Raw genomic sequence first — 19,289 nt, 5'->3', positions numbered from 1 at the left:
ATGGGCCGCCGGCGCCGGCCGCCGGGGCGGCCCGTTCGCGTGTGGCTCTTCAGACAAGTCCGTTTGAAAATGGCACTTCCGGAAAACGGGCACGTCCGGATCGGGGGGCGGCGGACACGTGGCGGAAACGCGCATCGAATCCGGGGCCGGCGGAGCGCCCGCATCGGACCTCCGATGCTCCTCCCGAACGGCGCGGCTGTCGATGGAAAAAAGGGGCGGCAAACCGTCACGCGCGAAGCGGTCGTGCGGCCAATGCGTCGATTGGCCGCATCGGACGGCGCCCGGCCCATTCGCCCGCCTCCGACAGCGCGAACCAACCGTCTAAGGCTTTCAAACTGAACGGAATACCTCCTGCAGCTGCGGCATGCGACAAATCGTTCGTGATATTGCTATGTTGCAACGCAATATGAGCGCGCCGAAATGTGGCGGACAAACGCATGAAACCTTCTGCTAGTAGCCTCCGGTGATAATGGCCGCGCGATCAAGGCGATAACGGCCGGATAACAATCGATGGGGCGCCCGGCGTCCGCCGACCGCCCCCACTGCTTGGGGAAAGAGCACATGCGCTTGTGGTTTCGTTTGCTGGCGGTCGCCCTGATTGCCGTCGGGACTGCCGTTTCCGTCCCTCTGCCCACCCCCGCCGTCGCCCAGGAGGCCAAGCCGACGCAGGAGGACGCCAAGTCGATCACCCTGAAGGCCGCCGACCTGATCGCCGCCCAGGGCCTGGACGAGGCCGCCAAGGCCTTCAACGCCGAAGGCCCGTTCAAGCACGGCGAGATCTACGTCAACGTCATCGACTTCGCCGGCGTCTGGAAGGTCTATCCGCCGCGCCCGGCCGGCGTCGGCCAGAGCGTCATCAACGTCAAGGATCCGGATGGCCGCTTCATCGTCCAGGACGTGCTGGCCGTCGCCAAGGAGAAGGACGAGGGCTGGGTCGAGTATCGCTGGCTGAACCCCGCCAGCAACAAGATCGAACCGAAGGTCACCTACGTGAAGCGCGTGCCCGGCCAGGACCTGGTCGCCTATGTCGGCATCTACAAGTGACCGCTGCCGCGTGAGGCGGTGATCGGCAGGTGGAGCCGTTGGGGGTGGAACTGTTGGGGGTGAGCATGAACGGCGGTGTCTTTGCGCGTCTGTCGGGCCTGTCGGTGGCGGGCCGGGTCTTCGCGGCTCCCCTGATGGGGATCGTCCTGACGGTGGCGGCGCTGGCGCTGGCCGACCGCCAGTCGGAGCAGGCGCTGGGTGCCGTGGACGGCATCCACCGCGAGGCGGCGGAGCGGCTGGGCCGGATCGACCGGCTGGTCGCCATCGCCTATGTCATCCACAGCGACGTGTCGCGGCACCTGGCCTTGTCCGGCTCCGGCATCGAGGAGGCGAAGCTGCAGGCCATGCGCGACGCCATCGCCGCCAATTTGGGCAAGGCGCGCACCGCCATCGCGGAACTGCGCGCCATGCCGCTGGCCGAGTCGGAGCGGGCGATGCTGGACGAGGTGTCGGTGCGGATCGGCGCCTATGCCAAGGCGGTGGACGAGATGAACCAGATGGCGGCCATCGACCGCCTGATCGGCATCCCGATGATGGCCCACACCGACGACCAGTTCGCCGCCCTGACCGCCAAGGTGATGGAGACGCAGGAGGCCATCGGCCGCTCCACCGCCGCCGCCACCCAGGCCACCCGCGATGCCGCGGCCACCGCCCGCCGCGACTTCGCGCTGGTGATGGCCGGCCTGCTGGCGGCGATGATGGCGGCCGGTCTGCTGCTGGCGCGGTCGATCACCCGGCCGCTGCAGCGACTGTCCAGCAACACGGCCGATCTGGCCGCCGGAAAGCTCGACACCGCGGTCGAGGGCGGCTGGATGCGCAACGAGATCGGCGCCATGGCCCGCGCGCTGGAGGTTTTCCAGACCAACGCCCGCGAGGTGGAGCGGCTGACCGCCGACCAGCAGCGCCAGAAGGCGGAGGCCGAAGCGGAGAAGCACCGCGCCATCCGGGAGCTGGCCGACCTGTTCGAGGCCCGCGTGGCCGAGGTGGTGCAGCAGGTTGGGGCCGGCGCCCATCAGGTGCGCAGCAACGCCGCCGGCATGCTGGAACGCGCCAACAGCGCCAACCGGCAGGCCGCCACCGTCGCCGCCGCCAGCGCCCAGGCCGGCGCCAGCGTGCAGACCGCCGCCGCCGCGACGGAGGAGATGTCGGCCTCCATCGCCGAGATCGGCGGTCAGGTCCGCCGCTCCTTCGACATGGTGCGCGGTGCCGTGCGGGCGGTGGAGGAGACCAACGCCCATGTCGTCGGCCTGTCCGACGCCGCCAACCGCATCGGCGAGATCGTCGGCCTCATCAACTCCATCGCCGCCCAGACCAATCTCCTGGCGCTGAACGCGACCATCGAGGCGGCGCGGGCGGGCGAGGCCGGCAAGGGCTTCGCCGTGGTGGCGAGCGAGGTGAAGAGCCTCGCCACCCAGACCGCCAAGGCGACCGAGGAGATCGGGACCCAGATCACCTCGATGCAGCAGGTGACCGGGGCCGCCGTCGCAGCCATCAAGGGGGTGGGCGAGACGGTGGTCGGCATCGACGAGATCGTCGGCTCCATCGCCGGCGCCATGGAACAGCAGGCCGCCGCGACGGAGGAGATCACCCGCAACGTGCAGGAGGCCGCCGCCGGCACCGCCGAGGTCTCGCAGACCATCGCGACGGTGTCGACCAGCGCCGGGGAGACCGGCACCGCGGCGGGCGAGGTCCTGCGCGCCGCGGAACTGCTGGACGGTCAGGCATCGACGCTGAACCGCGAGGTGACCCACTTCATCGGCCGGCTGCGGGCGGGCTGAGGGGGCGAGTTGGGCGGCAGATACGCTGGCGCCTCATCACCCATTCGCGAGGCTTGGGCGCGAAGTTTAGTCGCATCAGACTTGAAACGATCCGCCTGCGCCCAAGCTGTTGTCCCGGGACCGCGGGGCGGCGGCCGCTGACGGCTGCGCCAATGCCGGGGCATAATGCAGGACCCAACAAAAAGGATCGAAGAATGAAGATCGACATCGGGATCTCGGACGCAGACCGCAAATCCATTGCCGAAGGGCTGAACAAGGTTCTGGCCGACACCTTCGCGCTCTACATCAAGACCCATTCGTTCCACTGGAACGTCACCGGGCCGATGTTCAACACGCTCCATACCATGTTCATGACCCAGTACACGGAGCTGTGGACCGCGCTCGACGAGATCGCGGAGCGCATCCGCGCGCTGGGTTATCCGGCGCCGGGCAGCTTCTCGCAGTTCGCGCAGCTGGCCTCGATCAAGGAAGAGGCGGGCGTTCCCAAGGCGAACGACATGATCCGCCAGCTGGTCGAAGGCCACGAGGCCGCCGCCCGCACCATCCGCAGCGTCTTCCCGCTGGCCGAACAGGGCAGCGACGAGCCGACCGCCGACCTGCTGACCCAGCGCCTGCAGATCCACGACAAGACCGCCTGGATGCTGCGCAGCATGCTGGAATAGTCGCGGAACCGGCCGCAAGGCGCGGTTTGCGACGCAGGGTCAGGGCCTCCCCGTCCGGCAGGACGGGGAGGCCCTTTCCGTTTCAGGCGGACACTTCAGGCGGATGCTTCCCTAGGCCGCCGTCTTGGCGCGCTGGCGGGCCGGCTGTTCGGGAATGGTCAGGGTGAAGATGGTGCCGCCGTCGCGCTCGATCTTCAGCGTGGCGCCGGCCTGATGGGACAGCGCCTGCACCAGGTTCAGGCCGAGCCCGCTGCTGGAACCGCCACGACCTGGGCGCTTGTGCTGGCTCGGCATGCCAGCGGGCAGTCCGACGCCATCGTCGCGCACGATCAGCCGCATGCCGGCCCCGTCGCGCTCCAGCATCACGCGCACGGTGCCGGGATGCCCGTGCGGGAAAGCATGCAGCAGAGCATTCGACACCAGTTCGCTGGTGGCGATGGCGAGCGGCGTGGCGCGGTCGGCGTCGACGATCCAGTCCTGCGCCTCCAGTTCCAGCCGGGCGGCGGTCGGATTGTCGGAGCGGACCAGCCCGTCGCACATCTGGCGCAGCGCGTCGGCGAAGTTGATGTGCGCCGGCTCGTCGGAGCGGTGGAGCAGTTCGTGCAGCAGGCTCATGGTCTGGATGCGGCGCAGGCTCTCGTCGAAGCCGCGGCGGGCCTGCTCGTCGATCCTGGCCGCCTGCAGACGCAGCAGGCTGCAGATGACCTGCAGATTGTTCTTCACCCGGTGCTGCACCTCCTTCAGCAGGACCTCCTTGTCGGTCACCGCCGCCTCCAGTTGGGCATTGGCGCGCTCCAACTGGGCGGTGCGCTGGTGGACATGCTCCTCCAGCGTGTCATAGGCGTGCTGCAGGGCGTCCTCCGCCTCGCGCTCGCGCCGGGCGCGCTGGATGGCGAGGGCGCCGATCACCGCGACCGTGGCGCAGGCCGCGGCGGCGAAGGCGGCGTAGATCCACAGCCGCTCGCTCCAGCGGTGCAGAACGCTGCCGGTGGCGATGGTCACCATGGCCGACAGGCCGGTGTCGCCCACCGGGCGGGTGACGACGATGTCGTCGGCATGACTGGCGGTGTCATCGCCGGCATTGCCGCCCATGATGCCGCCGTCCTCCGGTTCGCGCAGCAGCGGGGTGCCGTCCGGCTGCAGGATGGCGATGCTGTGGCCGTAGCCGACGTCGAGCGAGCGGTAGACGTCGCGGAAGGCCCGCGCGTCCAGTCCGGCCACCGCCCAGCCACGTGGCGCGCCGCCTGCCGCACCCGGCAGGGGTTGCGCCAGGGTGATGACCGAACGCCCCCCTGGTTTGCCCTCCATCCGCCCGATGCCGATGGCCATGCCGTCCGGCTTCAGTGCCGGCCGGGCGCCGCCCGGTGCCGCCTCGGGCAGGCTCGACAGCAGCAGCGCTCCCGACGGGTCGCGGATCTCCAGCCCGACCACATGGGGGGCGCTGGCCGCCAGCAGGGCCATGCGGTCGCGCGTCGCCGCATCGTCGGGCAGCGGCGTCCCGGCCGGACCGGCCAGTGTCGCCGTCTGGGTCAGCAGCAGGTCGCCCGACTCGATCAGCCGGGCTGCATGCTCCGCCGCCAGCAGTCCGATGTTGCCGGCGACGCCGGTCGCCTGCCGGACCGCCTCGTCGCGGTCACGCCAAGCGAAGACCGCCGACAGCCCGATGGTCAGCAGAACCGCGGCGGTGCAGGCAATCAGGACCAGCGCCGAACCGGGCAACCGGTAGAGCGGGGAGGGATGGGAACGCAGCGCGCGCAACGGCATCGTTTCGGAAACCATGTGGGGATACGGCCACTTCTTGCTTAGCCGGAAACGGTAACACCGCCCGGCGGGTGACGGTTCCGCCGAACGCTACCCGTGTTCAAGCGGCAGCGGCCACCACCTATTGTGGGGTGCCGACAAAGTCATCCCGCGTTGGTAGGGATAGGGCGACGCTTGGAACGGCAAGGAGGGGTAGGTTTTATGCGGATCGACGGCATGGCCTCTCTCACCATCAGGCCGAACGGGGGCATCGCCGCCAACCACGCCTTAGACATCACGCCGGCCCGACGGGTGACCGGATGGCCGGTGCTGTTTCCGAAGCGGGGCCGAGGGGGGAGAACGGTCAGGGGCGACGGTCGGACAACAGCCGCCGCCACAACGGCCGGCCCAGCAAGCGTGGCCTGTCTTCCGCATTCTTGGCGTCAAGCCACTGGTCGGCCAATTCACGGACCTGCCAGTCACCGAGAAAACGGTCGCAGTCGATGGCGGTATAGAGTCGAACCCGCTCTTTTCCCAGCCTTTCGAAATAGGCAAGCGTTCTTTGGCGGTCGATGTCTTCCATAGGCCCCAATGAAACGGAGATTGCAGAACGCCCAGTCCTGGCGGTCGCCGATCCATCGGATATTGGAAGAAGCCTGTCACCCGCGCAACTGTCCGTTCGTCGCGTTCCCATCCCCCGGAAGGAGAATGGCCGTCCGCCTATCGCCGGTCGGAACCGAGTCGGCCGGTGTGGATGATGATGTCGGACAGTTGCACGCCGGCCTGTGCCGCCGCGCGTTCCAACGAAGCGCGGTCGGGCCAATAGAGCCGCCCGCCGACCTCCGTCAATGCCCCCTGGCGCCGGATCACCCACAAGCCAGTGAACGCCATTTCGATGATCCGTCCCAATTGCGCATCGGGCGGCGGCGCGGATGGCAGGCGAGTTGGTCCGTCCCTGTCCAAATCCCTGTCTTTGATCGTCATCTCTGGTCTTCCCTGTGCCGGCCTTTCGCCGCGGAGAATCCATGCACCCGCGGCAACGGCCGATCTCTGTTTCCCGGAAGCATGAAGCTTCGGGACCGAAAGGATGTCCTAGACAAGCCACAAGGATTTTTCATCGGGAATCTTGCGACTCTTTGTAATCGCTCGTACACAATCGACGTGGTCTTACCACACAATTCGGTAACCATATTGGAATGAAGGAAATTTGAGCCCGCCGACATTGGTCGTCCCGGCCGCCGGTCCCCCGACCTTCGCCGCCATCTTCCGCGATCTTGAAATACCGAATGGGGTGTAATGCCCCGGCCGGCTAGGGCGGATACCCCGAAATGGTCACAGCACCGGACGGCGGCACTCACCAAACATAAGCTTGACCGCCCAGCCTTGCCCGACGACGCGGCATCGGCGGCGGTCCCTCATGTTGCCGTGCCTATGCTTGAAGGAAGAGACCGATGAAGACCACCATGCGGACATTCACCACCGGGGCGACGGCGCTGCTGATCGGCGCGACGCTGCTCGGCGGCTGTTCGAACCTGAATCATCGCGAGAACCGCGCGCTGACCGGCGGCGCCATCGGTGCGGCCGGCGGTGCCGCCATCGGCGCCGTGACCGGCGGCAGCGCGATCTACGGCGGCCTGTTGGGCGGTGCCGCCGGCGCCGCGGTCGGCGCATTGACGGCGGACGAGGGCAAGCACCGCCGGTAAAAAGCGGCCGGTGGGAGGAAATGGGGGCAGGTCAGTCGATCCGGCCCCCTCCCTTTCCTATTCCTCCTCGTCGTCCTCGAACTGGTCGAGGCTCAGCGAACGGACTTCGGTGCTGGGGTTCGGCGCCGGTGGAGCGGGCGGCGGCATGTTGGCCGGCCGAGCCGCAGCCGGTCGGGCGGCGGCGCGGCCGGGCGGCATATGGGCGTTGGGCCCCTTCAGCGGACTGTTCAGCGTGCCGCGCGGGCCGATGCTGGGTTCGTCGCCGAAATCGGGCAGCGGCGGAATGCGATCCATCACCCGGCGGATCAGCGCGGCGATGCGGTCGGCCTCGGCGCGCAGGGCCTTTCCCCGCTCCCCCTCATAGAGCGGGTCGTCGAGGAACTTGCGGATCTCCAGCACACCGCGCAGTTCCACCCCGCACATCTCGTGGGTGCCGATGGGCAGCGCCTTCACCCGCGCGAAGCTGGCGAAAAAGCCGGCGCTGCCCTCCACGAACTGGACCACCATGCGGGCGTGCAGACGCTCCAGCGCGGTGGTCATGGGATCGATCAGATCCTCCATCTCCTCCGGCGCCGCATCCAGCCGCTCCTGCGTCAGTGCGGCCAGCGCGAAGAAGTCGCGAACCCGCCGGCTGAAGCGGCGGTAGCGGGCCAGCCCGCCGACCGACACCCGCTCGCGCGCCGTCTGCGCCAGCTCCGCCGACTGCTTGAGCATGGCGTCGAGCCGCATCAGCAGCGTCGCGATCTCGCGCTGCCGCTGGGCCGCGCTGCGGCCGGGGTTGGGCGCCGGCGGGGCGGCCGGGCGGCGGGGTGGGTTGGAACGCATCATGCCGGTACGGGGTGGCTCCTCGATGGTCGGCGGGTTCGGTCAGCGGGCGGTACGGACGGTGACGGACTTTTGCCCGCCCTCGCGCATCACCGTCAACTGCACCGGCGTGCCGACGCGCAGAAGGCCGATGCGGTTGCGGAAATCGGTGGCGCTGCGGATGGGACGTCCATCGACCGCGATCACCACGTCGCCGCTGCGCAAGCCGCCGCTGTCGGCCGGCGAGCCGCGCTCGATCTTGGCGATCAGCGCGCCCTCGTCGCCTTTCAGGCTCATGCTTTCCGCAAGGTCGGGCGTCAGGTCCTGGATGGCCACGCCCAGCCGGCCGCGCCGCACCTCGCCATATTCGCGCAGTTGTTCCATCACCGAACGGACGATGCTGACCGGCACGGCGAAGCCGATGCCGACAGACCCGCCGGCGGGGCCGATGATGGCGGTGTTGATGCCGATCAGCTCGCCCTGGAAATTGACCAGCGCGCCGCCGGAGTTGCCGGGATTGATCGAGGCGTCGGTCTGGATGAAATCTTCATACCCCTCGATCTTCAGCCCGCTGCGGCCCAGCGCCGAGACGATGCCCGAGGTCACCGTCTGCCCCAGCCCGAACGGGTTGCCGATGGCGACGACGAAGTCGCCGACCTGTGAGCGGTCCGAGTCGCCGAGCGGCAGCGCGGTCAGCCCCTCCGCCTTGATCTGCAGCAGGGCGATGTCGGTGGCGGCGTCACGGCCGATCAGCTTGGCGCGCAGGCGGCGGCGGTCCTTCAGGGTGACGGCGATCTCCTGCGCGTTCTCCACCACATGGTTGTTGGTGACGACATAGCCGTTGCGGGCGTCGACGATCACGCCCGACCCGGCGCTGACCTGCGGACGGGACTGCGGCATTTGGTCCGGCAGGTTGAAGAAGCGGCGGAAGAAGGGGTCGCGCAGCAGCGGGTTTTCCGCCTGGGGCGCCTGGCTCAGCACCGAGATGTTCACGACGGCCGGCGTCACCTGCTCCAGCATCGGGGCGATGGTGCCGCCGCCGACCGCGCCCAGAGGAAGTGCCGCCGCCGCGGGCGAAGCGCCGAGGCCGATGGCGGAACCCAAGCGGCCCAGCGCCGAGTCGGCCGGCGCGACCAGCGCGCCGCCGGTCAGCGCCGCCAGTCCGACCGCCACAGCAAACACCACCGGACGCACCGCCCTCTTCATGGTCATTTCCTTTCTTGCTGGGAATTTCTTGTCGCGATCGTCGCCAGATCGGGCTGATTTGGGACAAAAAAGAAGTCGGTTCAAGGTTGTCCACCCTCTGGCCGCCCTCCGGCCACTCCATTGCGGCGATGATAGCGCGGCGGCGGCGGAAACTCCCGGTAAAGAAATTGGGTGGTATAGGACAGGGTCGGCGCAGCCCCGGACATGCCGGGGCGGCGCGGCTGTCGAAAACGGGTTGAGCGCTATGAGCGGCGGGTCACTGCTCGAACTGACCGAGCAAGAGTATCTGCAGATGGAGGAGGCCCTGTCGCAGACGGCGCGGGGGCGGGCCTTTCTGCGCATGCGCGACCGGCGCAGCCGCGTCGTCGCCTCCGACGAGTTCCACCGGCTGGTCGACAGGCTGGAAGGTCAGGTCGACCGGCTGAGCGGCACCTCGTCCAGCGCCTTCACCTCCTTCGTCCCCGGCGAGGACCCGCGCATCCAGCAGGAGCTGACCGCCATCACCCAGGTGGTGCGCGAGGCGCGCAGCGACATCGCCGCGCTGAAGGCGACCGACACCGGGTCCAACCGCATCGAGGCGGCGACCGGCGAGTTGGACGAGATCGTCGCCGCCACCGAACGCGCCACCACCGACATCCTGAACGCGACGGAGAAGATTCAGGAAATCACCATGTCGATCCCGCGCGACGACGACGATCTGGCCGAGCGGATCGACGCGATCGAGGCGTGGTGCATCGAGATCATGACCGCCTGCTCCTTCCAGGACATCACCGGCCAGCGCACCACCAAGGTCGTCAACACGCTGCGCTACATCGAAGAGCGCGTGAACACGATGATCGAGATCTGGGGCGTCGAGCGGCTGACGGCCGCCGACCCGCAGCATCACGCGCCGGGCGAGGTCGCCTCGCACCGCAAGCTGGGCGACACCCGCCCCGACGCCCATCTGCTGAACGGACCGCAGCTGGGCGGGCCGGAGGTCAGCCAGGACGCCATCGACGCGCTGTTCGACAGCGTGCCGGAGGTGGCGGAACGGGCGGAACCGCTGCCGGCCGACGTGGCGCCCTCCCCGCCTCCTCCGCCGCCTCCCCCTCCGCCTCCCCCCGTCGCGAAGCCGGCCCCGCCGCCGCCCGCCGCCCCGGCCGGCGGCGACGGTGGCGTCGGGATCTCCCAGGCCGACATCGACGCCCTGTTCGCGTGACCGGCCATGGCGCAAGACGGCAAATCCCGCATCCGCCTGACCCAGGACCAGCTCGACCGCGTGTGCGAGCGCCATGTCCGTTTCGCCGAAGGACGCCCGAACGGCGCCCGCGCCAACCTGCCCTTCTTCGACCTGTCCGGCCTGTCGCTGGCCGGCCGCAACCTGACCGGCGCCCATCTGGCCGGCGCCATCCTGCGTGACGCCGACCTGCGCGGCGCGGTGCTGGACCATGCAGACCTCTATGGCGCCGACCTGCGCGGGGCGGACCTGTCGGAGGCGCGGCTGTTCCGCACCGACATGCGCGGCGCCAACGTCCGCGGCGCCCGGCTGGACGGCGCCACCATGGTGGAGGTCGACCTGCGCGACGGCAGCATGGTCAACCGCAACAGCGCGGGCGAGCTGAAGGTGGTGGGCTTCGACCCCGGCCCGGCCGACATGGCGTCAGCGAAACTGACCAACGCCGACATGGCGCGGGCCAAGCTGTCGGGCAGCTTCGCGCGGGCGGCCGATTTCACCAACACCCGGCTGGCCGGCGCCCGGCTGGACCGCACCGACCTGCGCGACGCCAATTTCTCCGGCGCCGACCTGCGCGGTGCCGACCTCAACGGTTCCGACCTGCGCGGCGCCATCCTCGACGGAGCCAGCCTGGATCAGGACGGGCTGGAACAGGCGATCCGCACCGACGAACAGGCCGCTGCCGCCCGGCAGGCACCGCCCCAGGCTCCGGCGCCCGAGCCCGAACCCGAGGAGACGACGGCCATCGAGTTGCCGGCCCTGCCGGTCGACCAGCTGGACAGCATGCTGCGCCAGCACATGATCTGGCTGGGCACCAGCGGCAAGCAGGGCTGCCAGCTCGACCTGACCGGGCTGAACCTGGAGGGGGCCGACCTGACGGGCAAGATCCTGACGTTGGCCAAGGGCAGCGGCGCCCGGCTGCGCCATGCCCGGCTGAACGGCGCCCAATTGCAGGCCGCCCAGTTCGACGGCGCCGACCTGCGCTCCGCCGATCTCAGCCGCGCCGACCTGCGCGGGGTGAAGCTGGATCGCGCCATCCTGATCGACAGCCGGCTGGACGGCGCCAATCTCGGCATGCTGCTGGTCAGCGCCGGGGCCAAGGTGATGCGCGCGTCGCTGGTGCGGGCGCGGCTTGCCGGCGCCTCGCTGACTGAGACCAACCTGAAGGGCAGCGACCTGACCCTCGCCGACCTGACCGGCTGCGACCGCTCTTCGGCGGTGCTGGAGGGCGCGATCCTGGAGGGGACGCGGCTGGGAGGCGCCTGAGCCCGCATCGGGTTTTCTTTCGCGAAGCCGTTGATTGCTTTCAAATTTCCGTCACGATCCATGCCGGAGATTGCCGCGACCCCCTTCGGCCGGTTTGCGGAAATCAGGCGGCAATCCACTTCCACCGTCCGGAAAAACGATTGTGTCGTAACGGCTTAGCACGGCGGGTGGGGCTTGACGCCTCATGCGGCCGGTGGCACGCTGCTGTCCAAGCGAGGCGCGGCCCGACCATAAGCGCCCGCATCGAATGGGGGAACGTCAACGATCATGACCAAGTCGGAACTGATCCAACGGCTGGCGGAGCGGAACCCGCACCTGTACCAGCGCGACATCGAGAAGATCGTCGGCACCATCTTCGACGAGATCACCGAAGCGCTGGCGCGCGGCGACCGGGTGGAACTGCGCGGCTTCGGCGCCTTCTCCATCAAGAAGCGGGACGCGCGCACGGGTCGCAACCCCCGGACCGGAGAATCGGTTGACGTCGGCGAGAAATGCATTCCTTTCTTCAAGACCGGCAAGCAGCTTCGCGAGCGCCTGAACACGGAGTGAGCGCCGGCCCGGCCATTCTCCCTGCCGTATCTCTCGCCGTATCTCTCAAGGAACCTTCGCCTTGCGCCATATTTCCTGGATCGTCACCATTCCCGTGGCCCTCGTCGCGATCCTGTTCGCGATCTCCAACCGCGGGATCGTGACGCTGTCGCTGTGGCCGCTGCCCTTCACGCTCGCCACGCCGGTCTATCTGGCCACGCTGGTGGCGCTGGTGGTGGGCTTCCTGGCCGGCGGTTTCGTCGTCTGGAACAGCCAGCGCCGCCATCGCCGCCGCGCCCGCCGCGAGGGCAACCGCGTCCTATATCTGGAGCGTGAACTGAAGGAGGCGCAGGCCCGCGCCGCCGCCGCCGAAAAGCGTCTGGCCGAGAGCACCCGCCCGGTTTCCGGCCCGGTCTCCGGCACGCTGCCCGGCTCCACCCTGCCGGTCCCGGCCGCCGAGAACAACGCGCCGACCGTCCACTGAGCGTCGCCAGTCGCAGGGCTCCCCTCCCCGTCCTTCTACAGTCCGGGGCAGGGCAGGATGCCGGTCGGCGGAAGGGGGTTCCATGCGCACCGTCAGCGGCGCCGAGCTTCGATCCGTTCTGCACCACCGCATGCTGATCGAGCGCCTGCGGCAGACCTTCCGCGCCGGCGTGGAATCCCCGCCGGCCCATCGGCACCGCGTCGAGACCTACGGCACCGGTGACGCCGCACTGCTGATCGCCCCCGCCTGGGAGGTGAATCAGGCGATCGGGGTGCGGATCGACAGCGTCTTTCCCGACAATGCCGGCAGCGACCTGCCGCAGACCCAGGGCGTCTATCTGCTGGTCGACGGCAAGACCGGCGTGCCGCAGGTGCTGATGGACTCCTCCGCCGCGCTGGGCCGGCGCAGCGGCGCGGCATCCTCAGCGCTCGCCGCCTCCTATCTGGCAAGGCCGGATGCCGAACGGATGCTGGTGGTCGGCACCGGCCCGCTCGCCCTGGAACTGGTGGAGGCCTACACCGCGGTGCGGCCGATCCGCCATGTGCTGGTCTGGGGACGGGATCCGCAGAAGGCGCGCAAGCTCGCCGCCCGTTTCCACCGGCCGAAATTCCGCATCGAGGCGACCGCCGACCTGGAAGGGGCCGTGCGCGGCGCCGACATCGTCGCCTGCGCCACCACGGCGCGCGAGCCGCTGATCCGCGGCGACTGGCTGCAGCCCGGCCAGCATCTGGACCTGCTGGGCGGCGTGACGCCGGACATGCGCGAGGCCGACGACGACTGCATCCGCCGCGCCCGCGTCTTCGTCGACAGCCGCGACCGCACGCCGGCCGAGGCCGGGGACATCGCCCAGCCGGTGTCTTCCGGCGTGCTGAACCCCGACGACATCGCCGGCGACCTGTTCGAATTGGGCCGTGGTGAGCGGGCGGGCCGGCGCTTCTACGACCAGATCACCCTGTTCAAGGCGGTCGGCACCTCCCTGGCCGACCTGTGCGCCGCCCGTCTGGCGACCGAGATGGTGCTGCACAACGACTCGATCCGCTGAGTCGGCCCGATCAAGCCCGCCCCAAACGGTTTCATATCGGTCGAGCCCACACGCGCCATAAGGGAGTATGCCGCGTTTCTTCCCGATATTTTACTTGCGTCCTTGTGATTTTCTCCAGAGGATCATCGCGGCCTCCGCACCGGCCGCCGGTGTTCCGAACGGCTTGATGTTTGCGCTAACGCCACAGGCAACGCGCTGGACCGGATCATCCGCCAACGGCTTGTCAGGGACGATTGATCGTGACCGTCACCTCCCCCATGGACGCCGGCCCGCGTCTGCGTGCACCGACCAACCAGCTTCTGGCCGGTGCCGGATACATGCTGCTGTCGGCGCTGCTGTTCGGGATCGGCAACACTGCCGTGCATTGGGCCGCGACGGTGATGGATCCGCTGGAGGTCGTGTTCTTCCGCAACCTGTTCAGCCTGATGTGGATGCTGCCCTGGGCACTGACGGCCGGGGCGCCGGCCTGCCGGGCGGTGCTGGCGGAACGGCGGCTCGGGCCCTATGTGACGCGGGCGCTGACCACGCTCTGCGCCATGAGCGCATGGTTCTACGCGATCTCCCGGATTCCGCTGCCGACCGCGACGGCGGTCAGCTTCGCCATCCCGCTGTTCGTCGCGGCTGGGGCGGCGCTGATCCTGCGGGAGCGGGTGCGGCCACGGCGCTGGGCCGCGATCTTCGTCGGTCTTGCCGGGGTGACCATCGTGCTGAGGCCGGGCGCGGCGCCCATCGATCTGGCCTTTCTGGCGCTGTTCGTCCATTGCGTCGCCGCCGCCGGCACCATCCTGCAGATGCGGCTGCTCAGCCGGCGGGATAATGCGATGGTGATCGTCACCTTCCTGGGGCTGCTGGTCACCCCGATGGCGCTGGTGCCGGCGCTGTTCGTCTGGACTTGGCCGAGTTGGAGCGTTCTGGGCGGGCTGGCGCTGCTCGGCGGCCTGCTGACGCTGGGCCAGTTGGCAATGACGAAGTCGCTGTCGCTGGCCGAATCCTCGGCGATGATGCCCTATGATTATGCCCGGCTGCCCTTCACCGCCGTCGTCGCCTGGATCGCCTTCGGCCAGACGATGGATCCATGGGGATGGGTTGGCGCCCTGGTGATCGCCGGCTCCGCCCTCTACACCATGCACCGCGACGCGGCCGACGGACGCAAGACAGCGCTGGAGCAGGCGCGGCGCGCCTAGCCCGTCGTGCCTGCGTCGCCGGCACCGGTTTCGGCGCGCAGAACCTCCTTCGCCCGCCCCCAATGGGCCGGGGTCAGATTGGCGCGCACCGTCTGCACGGCGGCGGCGAGCACCGCGGCGTCATCGGTGAAGCCGGCAATCAGCAGCCAGTCGGGCACCGCATCCATAGGCAGCACGAAATAGGCCAGCGCCCCCAACAGGATCGCTTTCGCCCGGTAGGGAGTTGCCGGATCGGTCGCACAGAAATAGGCGGCCAGCAGGTCTTCCAGGAAAGGAATGCGGTGCAGGTTGGCGCGCAGCTTCTGCCAGAAACGGCGGCGGACCAGCCGTTCGTCACGCTCGACCCGGTCGGGATCGGGAACCGCCAGTGCGGTGCCGGTGCCGAGGGAGGGGCCGGGGGAGGAGACGGCGGACGGTGCTGTCATGGACGCTGAAACCCTTTCGGAAGACGGTCCCATTCGGAAAAATCGGCCGGCGGCATCTTCGTCGGCATGATGGCCCCCACCATACGGTGTGGTATGGTGCGCCGGCCATCTGGTAAACAACAAGTGCGATCGCATCCTGTTGGACACAAGGCCGGCGCCATGCGCGGACCGGTCGCAATTAAGGAGGAGATGCCATGAACATCCAGGGTCTGTCCGCCATCGTCACCGGCGGCGCCTCGGGCATGGGGGCGGCGACGGCGCGCCATTTGGCCGGTCTCGGCGCCAAGGTGACCGTGCTCGACGTCAACGAGGACGCGGTTCTGAAGACCGCGCACGAGATCGGCGGGCTGGGTCTGGTCTGCGACGTCACCGACGGCGCCTCCGCCGAGCGGGCGCTCGATCAGGCGCGTTCCGCCCACGGCCCGGCCCGCATCGCGGTCAACTGCGCCGGCATCGCCCCGGCCCAGCGCATCGTCGGCCGCGACGGCCCGATGCCGTTGGAGAATTTCCGCTCGGTGATCGAGGTCAACCTGATCGGCAGCTTCAACATCCTGCGGCTGGCCGCGGCCGACATGGCGAAGCTGGACCCGCTGGACAGCGGCGAGCGCGGCGTGATCGTCAACACCGCCTCCGTCGCCGCCTATGAGGGGCAGATCGGGCAGGCCGCCTATGCCGCATCGAAGGGCGGCATCGTCGCCCTGACCATCTGCGCCGCCCGCGACCTCGCCCGCCACGGCATCCGCGTGATGACGGTGGCCCCCGGCCTGATCGGCACGCCGATGCTTCTGAACATGCCGCAGGAGGTGCAGGACAGCCTCGCCGCGACGGTTCCCTTCCCCAAGCGTTTCGGCAAGCCGGAGGAATACGCCCGCCTCGTCCAGCACATCCTGGAGAACGAGATGCTGAACGGCGACGTCATCCGCCTGGACGGCGCCATCCGTATGGCGCCGCAGTAAGGACGTCATTTCTGCCAGGGGCGGCTCCAATGCCGGGGCCGCTCCCGCAGCTTTCAGGCTTCGGCCATGGCCGCTTCGTCCGCCCGCTCCGCCTCGCCCAGCAGGTCGATCAGCAGAGTGGTGCAGTGCTGAAGCCGCTGGTCCGCGGTGGCCGTCGCCATGTCGCGGCCGGTCTGCTCCTGCCATTCCTGCAGCATCAGCGCCAGATGTTTACGGACGTGGTCTTCCCGGTCCAGTCGCCGCGTCGCCATGTTGCCTCCCCTATCTCCGATCCACCCACATATAAGGCCAAAATCGTTGGACATGCCCGGTTGCGCGCACCATCCTTTGTGTACCCTCTAATTAGGTAGCCGTCCCCTCCGTCAACAGTCGGATCCCAAGATGGTCACAGCCGGACCGGACGCTCACGTCGGGCCTGCCGTATCGACAATACGGCCATGACCGGTTGGAAAGCCGGGCCTGGACCGACCATGTCAGCACCATCGGATCCAGTGCCGGGACAAGGGTGGGCGGCGGCCCCGCAGGAATAACCGGCGGAAAAACCCGTCGAAAGCCCCCCGCGCCCCCCCCCCCCGCGAAAACGGAAGAAAGGCAACCGCTTCATGACCGACGCAACGGTGCGTGCCAAACTGCTGGGCCTGCCCGGCAGCCTGCGCAGCAACTCCAACTCGCTGGCCGTGCTGCGCGGCTTGCAGGATGCTCTGCCGGCCGGTGTCAGCATGGACATCCGCGACCTGCGCCTGCCGCTCTACGACCAGGACATCGACAATCCCGACGCCCCGGCGGAGGTCCATGCCCTGCGCCAGGCCATCGCGGAGGCCGACGGCGTCGTCATTGTAACGCCGGAGTACAATTACGGCATGCCGGGCGTGCTGAAGAACGCGCTCGACTGGGCCTCGCGCCCCTATGGCAAGTCGGCGCTGATCGGCAAGCCGGTGCTGGTCATTTCCAGTTCCCCCGCCTTCACCGGCGGCGTGCGGGCGCATCAGCAGGTGAACGACACGCTGCTGGCGCTTCCCGCCAGGCTGACGGCCGGCCCGCAGGTCGTCATCGGCGGTGTCGCCGACAAGATCAAGGACGGCAAGCTGGCCGACGAAGCGGTTCTGAAATTCTCGCTGGGCGCCATCGACCGGATGCTCGCCACGAAGTAACGCACGACAAAGGAAAAGGGCCGGCACCCCATGGGATGCCGGCCCTTTTCCTTACTCGGTAGCCGCGGCGATCAGCGCAGGTTGCCGCAGGCGCGCTGGATGCGCTTGCACGCCTCTTCCAGCGCTTCCGTCGAGGTCGCGTAGGAGATGCGGAAGTGCGGGGCGAGGCCGAAGGCCGAACCCTGGACGACGGCGACGCCCTCCGACTCCAGCAGGTAGGTGACGAAATCCTCGTCGGTCTCGATCACCTTGCCGTCCGGGGTGGTCTTGCCGATGGTGCCGGCGCAGGACGGATAGACGTAGAAGGCGCCTTCCGGCTTCGGGCAGCTGATGCCGTTGGCCTGGTTCAGCATCGACACCACCAGGTCGCGGCGCTGGCGGAAGGCCTCGCCACGCTCCTTGATGAAGTCCTGCGGGCCGTTCAGCGCCTCGACGGCGGCGGCCTGGGCGATGGAGGTCGGGTTGGAGGTCGACTGACTCTGGATGACGCCGATGGCCTTGATCAACTCCTTCGGGCCGCCGGCATAGCCGATGCGCCAGCCGGTCATCGCATAGGACTTCGACACGCCGTTGACGGTCAGGGTGCGGTCGTACAGCGACGGCTCGACCTGGGCCGGGGTGACGAACTCCAGGCCGTCATACAGCAGGTGTTCGTACATGTCGTCGGTCATCACCCAGACATGCGGATGCTTGACCAGCACGTCCGTCAGCGCCTTCATCTCGGCGCGGGTATAGGCGGCGCCCGACGGGTTCGACGGCGAATTCAGGATCAGCCACTTGGTCTTCGGCGTGATCGCCTTCTCCAGATCGGCGGGCTGCAGCTTGAAGCCCTGCTCGGCCGGGCAGGAGACGAAGACCGGCGTGCCTTCCGCCAGTTCCACCATGTCCGGATAGCTGACCCAGTAGGGGGCCGGGATGATGACCTCGTCGCCCTGGTTCAGCGTCGCCATCAGGGCGTTGTACAGCACCTGCTTGCCGCCGACGCCGACGGTGATCTGCTCCGGCGTGTACTTCAGGCCGTTCTCGCGCTCGAACTTGGCGCAGATCGCCTTCTTCAGGGCGGGGGTGCCGTCCACCGCGGTGTACTTGGTGTCACCGGCCTCGATCGCCTTGATGGCGGCGGCCTTGATGTTGTCGGGGGTATCGAAATCCGGCTCGCCGGCACCCAGGCCGATGACGTCGCGACCGGCCGCTTTCAGCTCGCGGGCTTTGTTGGTCACGGCGATGGTCGGCGACGGCTTGATGCGGGACAGGCGGGACGCGATGATCGACATGGCGATGGGCCCCCTCAGGGCTATGGAGACGGTGTGGCGGAGACGTCGTTGAGACGCCTGCCCCTCCGGGTGGAAGGCGCGAGGCGGGACCTTACTTCCGCTCCACCCCGGTTGCAAGGCCGCTCGGCCGGTGAAAACCGCGGGGATCGGCGGTTTTTCCGCCCTGTGGCGGCGCCGTACCGGGCCGCAGTCTTCGGCGTTCCCAACCATTCGAGGGTCGAGATGTCGCCCCCGGCAAATCCCGAATCCAGCCCATCGCAGCATTATTTCTTACAACACAAATGAACGCCATGACGGTGCGGCATCGTCACCCCCACTTCACTTGACAGCTTCAGCATGGCGGTGTGTAACGTCTGGCGTGGGGGATAAAATTCAAAGAAGGGATGAGAACCGTGTTTTCCCGTATCGTGCTTGCGGCGTCGGCCGCGCTGATGCTGACCGGCGGCGCTGCTCTGGCCCAGGACGTGATCCAGACCCGCAAGGCCGGGTTCGAGGACTATAAGAAGGCGATGGGCGAGATCAAGGACGCGGTGGGCAAGGGCGACCTCGCCGCCATCGGCCCGGTCACCGACCGCATCGACGCCTTCGCCGCCAAGATCCCCACCCTGTTCCCGCCGGGTTCCGACAAGGGCAAGACGGCGGCCAAGGAAGTGATCTGGGCCAACTTCCCGGATTTCACCGCCAAGGCGCATGACCTGCAGGCATCCGCCAACGCGCTGAAGGTCGCCGCCGCTTCCGGCGACAAGGCCGCGACGGGCAAGGCGTTCGGCGCCATGGCCGACAGCTGCAAGGCCTGCCACCAGCGCTACCGCTCCGAATAAGCGGTTGG

Annotated in this window: 21 protein-coding genes; 13 read left to right on the top strand and 8 right to left on the bottom strand. The window is 68.5% G+C overall.

From position 1 onward, the window contains the following. Nucleotides 1–561 precede the first annotated feature (561 nt). The 3 genes from FZ938_RS06325 to FZ938_RS06315 all read left to right on the top strand — a co-directional run bounded on the left by FZ938_RS06325 (nt 562) and on the right by FZ938_RS06315 (nt 3,484). Nucleotides 562–1,044 carry a cache domain-containing protein gene (locus FZ938_RS06325; protein ID WP_149197775.1) on the top strand — a complete coding sequence of 161 codons (483 nt, stop codon included), beginning with the start codon at nt 562–564 and terminating at the stop codon, nt 1,042–1,044. A gap of 65 nt (nt 1,045–1,109) precedes the next feature. Then, nucleotides 1,110–2,822 (top strand): methyl-accepting chemotaxis protein, encoded by a 1,713-nt coding sequence (locus tag FZ938_RS06320; protein ID WP_149198583.1) that lies wholly within the window; start codon nt 1,110–1,112, stop codon nt 2,820–2,822. 194 nt (nt 2,823–3,016) lie between these two features. Further along, nucleotides 3,017–3,484, top strand: coding sequence for a Dps family protein (locus FZ938_RS06315; RefSeq protein ID WP_109074614.1), 468 nt, complete (start codon nt 3,017–3,019; stop codon nt 3,482–3,484). A 111-nt stretch (nt 3,485–3,595) separates the two neighbouring features. Here FZ938_RS06315 and FZ938_RS06310 read toward each other — a convergent pair whose 3' ends face one another. The 3 genes from FZ938_RS06310 to FZ938_RS06300 all read right to left on the bottom strand — a co-directional run bounded on the left by FZ938_RS06310 (nt 3,596) and on the right by FZ938_RS06300 (nt 6,208). Next, nucleotides 3,596–5,248, bottom strand: coding sequence for a sensor histidine kinase (locus FZ938_RS06310; RefSeq protein WP_246457643.1), 1,653 nt, complete (start codon nt 5,246–5,248; stop codon nt 3,596–3,598). A 340-nt stretch (nt 5,249–5,588) separates the two neighbouring features. Next, nucleotides 5,589–5,807: a hypothetical protein gene (locus tag FZ938_RS06305; RefSeq protein ID WP_149197773.1), complete on the bottom strand. Its 219-nt coding sequence runs from the start codon at nt 5,805–5,807 to the stop codon at nt 5,589–5,591. Between the two features lie 137 nt (nt 5,808–5,944). Further along, on the bottom strand, nt 5,945–6,208 hold the full coding sequence (locus tag FZ938_RS06300) for a hypothetical protein (RefSeq protein WP_149197772.1): 264 nt from the start codon (nt 6,206–6,208) through the stop codon (nt 5,945–5,947). 467 nt (nt 6,209–6,675) lie between these two features. Between FZ938_RS06300 and FZ938_RS06295 the strand changes: the two genes are divergently transcribed. Further along, nucleotides 6,676–6,927 (top strand): hypothetical protein, encoded by a 252-nt coding sequence (locus tag FZ938_RS06295; protein WP_149197771.1) that lies wholly within the window; start codon nt 6,676–6,678, stop codon nt 6,925–6,927. Nucleotides 6,928–6,984: 57 nt separating this feature from the next. Here the strand turns inward: FZ938_RS06295 and FZ938_RS06290 are convergent, their stop codons facing one another. Both FZ938_RS06290 and FZ938_RS06285 read right to left on the bottom strand, forming a co-directional pair. Then, complete coding sequence (locus FZ938_RS06290) at nt 6,985–7,755, bottom strand: hypothetical protein (protein WP_149197770.1); 771 nt, start codon at nt 7,753–7,755, stop codon at nt 6,985–6,987. A gap of 39 nt (nt 7,756–7,794) precedes the next feature. Next, the gene (locus tag FZ938_RS06285; protein WP_149197769.1) at nt 7,795–8,937 is read right to left on the bottom strand and encodes a Do family serine endopeptidase; all 1,143 of its coding nucleotides are present in this window, start codon (nt 8,935–8,937) and stop codon (nt 7,795–7,797) included. A gap of 244 nt (nt 8,938–9,181) precedes the next feature. Between FZ938_RS06285 and FZ938_RS06280 the strand changes: the two genes are divergently transcribed. The 6 genes from FZ938_RS06280 to FZ938_RS06255 all read left to right on the top strand — a co-directional run bounded on the left by FZ938_RS06280 (nt 9,182) and on the right by FZ938_RS06255 (nt 14,654). After that, entirely contained in the window at nt 9,182–10,135 is a 954-nt protein-coding gene (locus FZ938_RS06280; protein WP_149197768.1) for a hypothetical protein, read from the top strand. Between the two features lie 6 nt (nt 10,136–10,141). Next, entirely contained in the window at nt 10,142–11,416 is a 1,275-nt protein-coding gene (locus tag FZ938_RS31325; RefSeq protein WP_149197767.1) for a pentapeptide repeat-containing protein, read from the top strand. Nucleotides 11,417–11,683: 267 nt separating this feature from the next. Next, nucleotides 11,684–11,965 (top strand): integration host factor subunit beta, encoded by a 282-nt coding sequence (gene ihfB, locus FZ938_RS06270; RefSeq protein ID WP_085090428.1) that lies wholly within the window; start codon nt 11,684–11,686, stop codon nt 11,963–11,965. A gap of 61 nt (nt 11,966–12,026) precedes the next feature. Beyond that, complete coding sequence (locus FZ938_RS06265; RefSeq protein ID WP_149197766.1) at nt 12,027–12,428, top strand: lipopolysaccharide assembly protein LapA domain-containing protein; 402 nt, start codon at nt 12,027–12,029, stop codon at nt 12,426–12,428. An 82-nt stretch (nt 12,429–12,510) separates the two neighbouring features. After that, nucleotides 12,511–13,470, top strand: a complete 960-nt coding sequence (lhpI, locus tag FZ938_RS06260; protein WP_149197765.1) for a bifunctional Delta(1)-pyrroline-2-carboxylate/Delta(1)-piperideine-2-carboxylate reductase — start codon at nt 12,511–12,513, stop codon at nt 13,468–13,470. A 239-nt stretch (nt 13,471–13,709) separates the two neighbouring features. Beyond that, nucleotides 13,710–14,654: a DMT family transporter gene (locus tag FZ938_RS06255; RefSeq protein WP_246457640.1), complete on the top strand. Its 945-nt coding sequence runs from the start codon at nt 13,710–13,712 to the stop codon at nt 14,652–14,654. On the opposite strand, the gene FZ938_RS06250 is transcribed toward FZ938_RS06255, so the two are convergent. Continuing rightward, a complete protein-coding gene (locus FZ938_RS06250; protein WP_149197764.1) occupies nt 14,651–15,079 on the bottom strand; it encodes a YkvA family protein in 429 nt (142 codons plus the stop codon). The genes FZ938_RS06255 and FZ938_RS06250 overlap by 4 nt on opposite strands. Before the next feature lie 194 nt (nt 15,080–15,273). On the opposite strand from FZ938_RS06250, the gene FZ938_RS06245 reads away from it, so the two are divergent. Further along, a complete protein-coding gene (locus FZ938_RS06245; protein ID WP_149197763.1) occupies nt 15,274–16,035 on the top strand; it encodes an SDR family NAD(P)-dependent oxidoreductase in 762 nt (253 codons plus the stop codon). Nucleotides 16,036–16,088: 53 nt separating this feature from the next. Here the strand turns inward: FZ938_RS06245 and FZ938_RS06240 are convergent, their stop codons facing one another. Continuing rightward, nucleotides 16,089–16,286, bottom strand: a complete 198-nt coding sequence (locus tag FZ938_RS06240; RefSeq protein ID WP_149197762.1) for a hypothetical protein — start codon at nt 16,284–16,286, stop codon at nt 16,089–16,091. A 351-nt stretch (nt 16,287–16,637) separates the two neighbouring features. On the opposite strand from FZ938_RS06240, the gene FZ938_RS06235 reads away from it, so the two are divergent. Beyond that, nucleotides 16,638–17,186: an NADPH-dependent FMN reductase gene (locus FZ938_RS06235; protein ID WP_149197761.1), complete on the top strand. Its 549-nt coding sequence runs from the start codon at nt 16,638–16,640 to the stop codon at nt 17,184–17,186. Between the two features lie 71 nt (nt 17,187–17,257). Here FZ938_RS06235 and FZ938_RS06230 read toward each other — a convergent pair whose 3' ends face one another. Continuing rightward, nucleotides 17,258–18,460, bottom strand: coding sequence for an aspartate transaminase (locus FZ938_RS06230; protein ID WP_109155111.1), 1,203 nt, complete (start codon nt 18,458–18,460; stop codon nt 17,258–17,260). Between the two features lie 383 nt (nt 18,461–18,843). Between FZ938_RS06230 and FZ938_RS06225 the strand changes: the two genes are divergently transcribed. After that, the gene (locus FZ938_RS06225; protein ID WP_149197760.1) at nt 18,844–19,281 is read left to right on the top strand and encodes a c-type cytochrome; all 438 of its coding nucleotides are present in this window, start codon (nt 18,844–18,846) and stop codon (nt 19,279–19,281) included. Nucleotides 19,282–19,289 lie beyond the last annotated feature (8 nt).

This window comes from Azospirillum oryzae (genome assembly GCF_008364795.1).
Taxonomy (GTDB): domain Bacteria; phylum Pseudomonadota; class Alphaproteobacteria; order Azospirillales; family Azospirillaceae; genus Azospirillum; species Azospirillum oryzae.
Note: the sequence above shows the minus strand (reverse complement) of the source record. Positions and strands in the feature narration are given on the sequence as shown.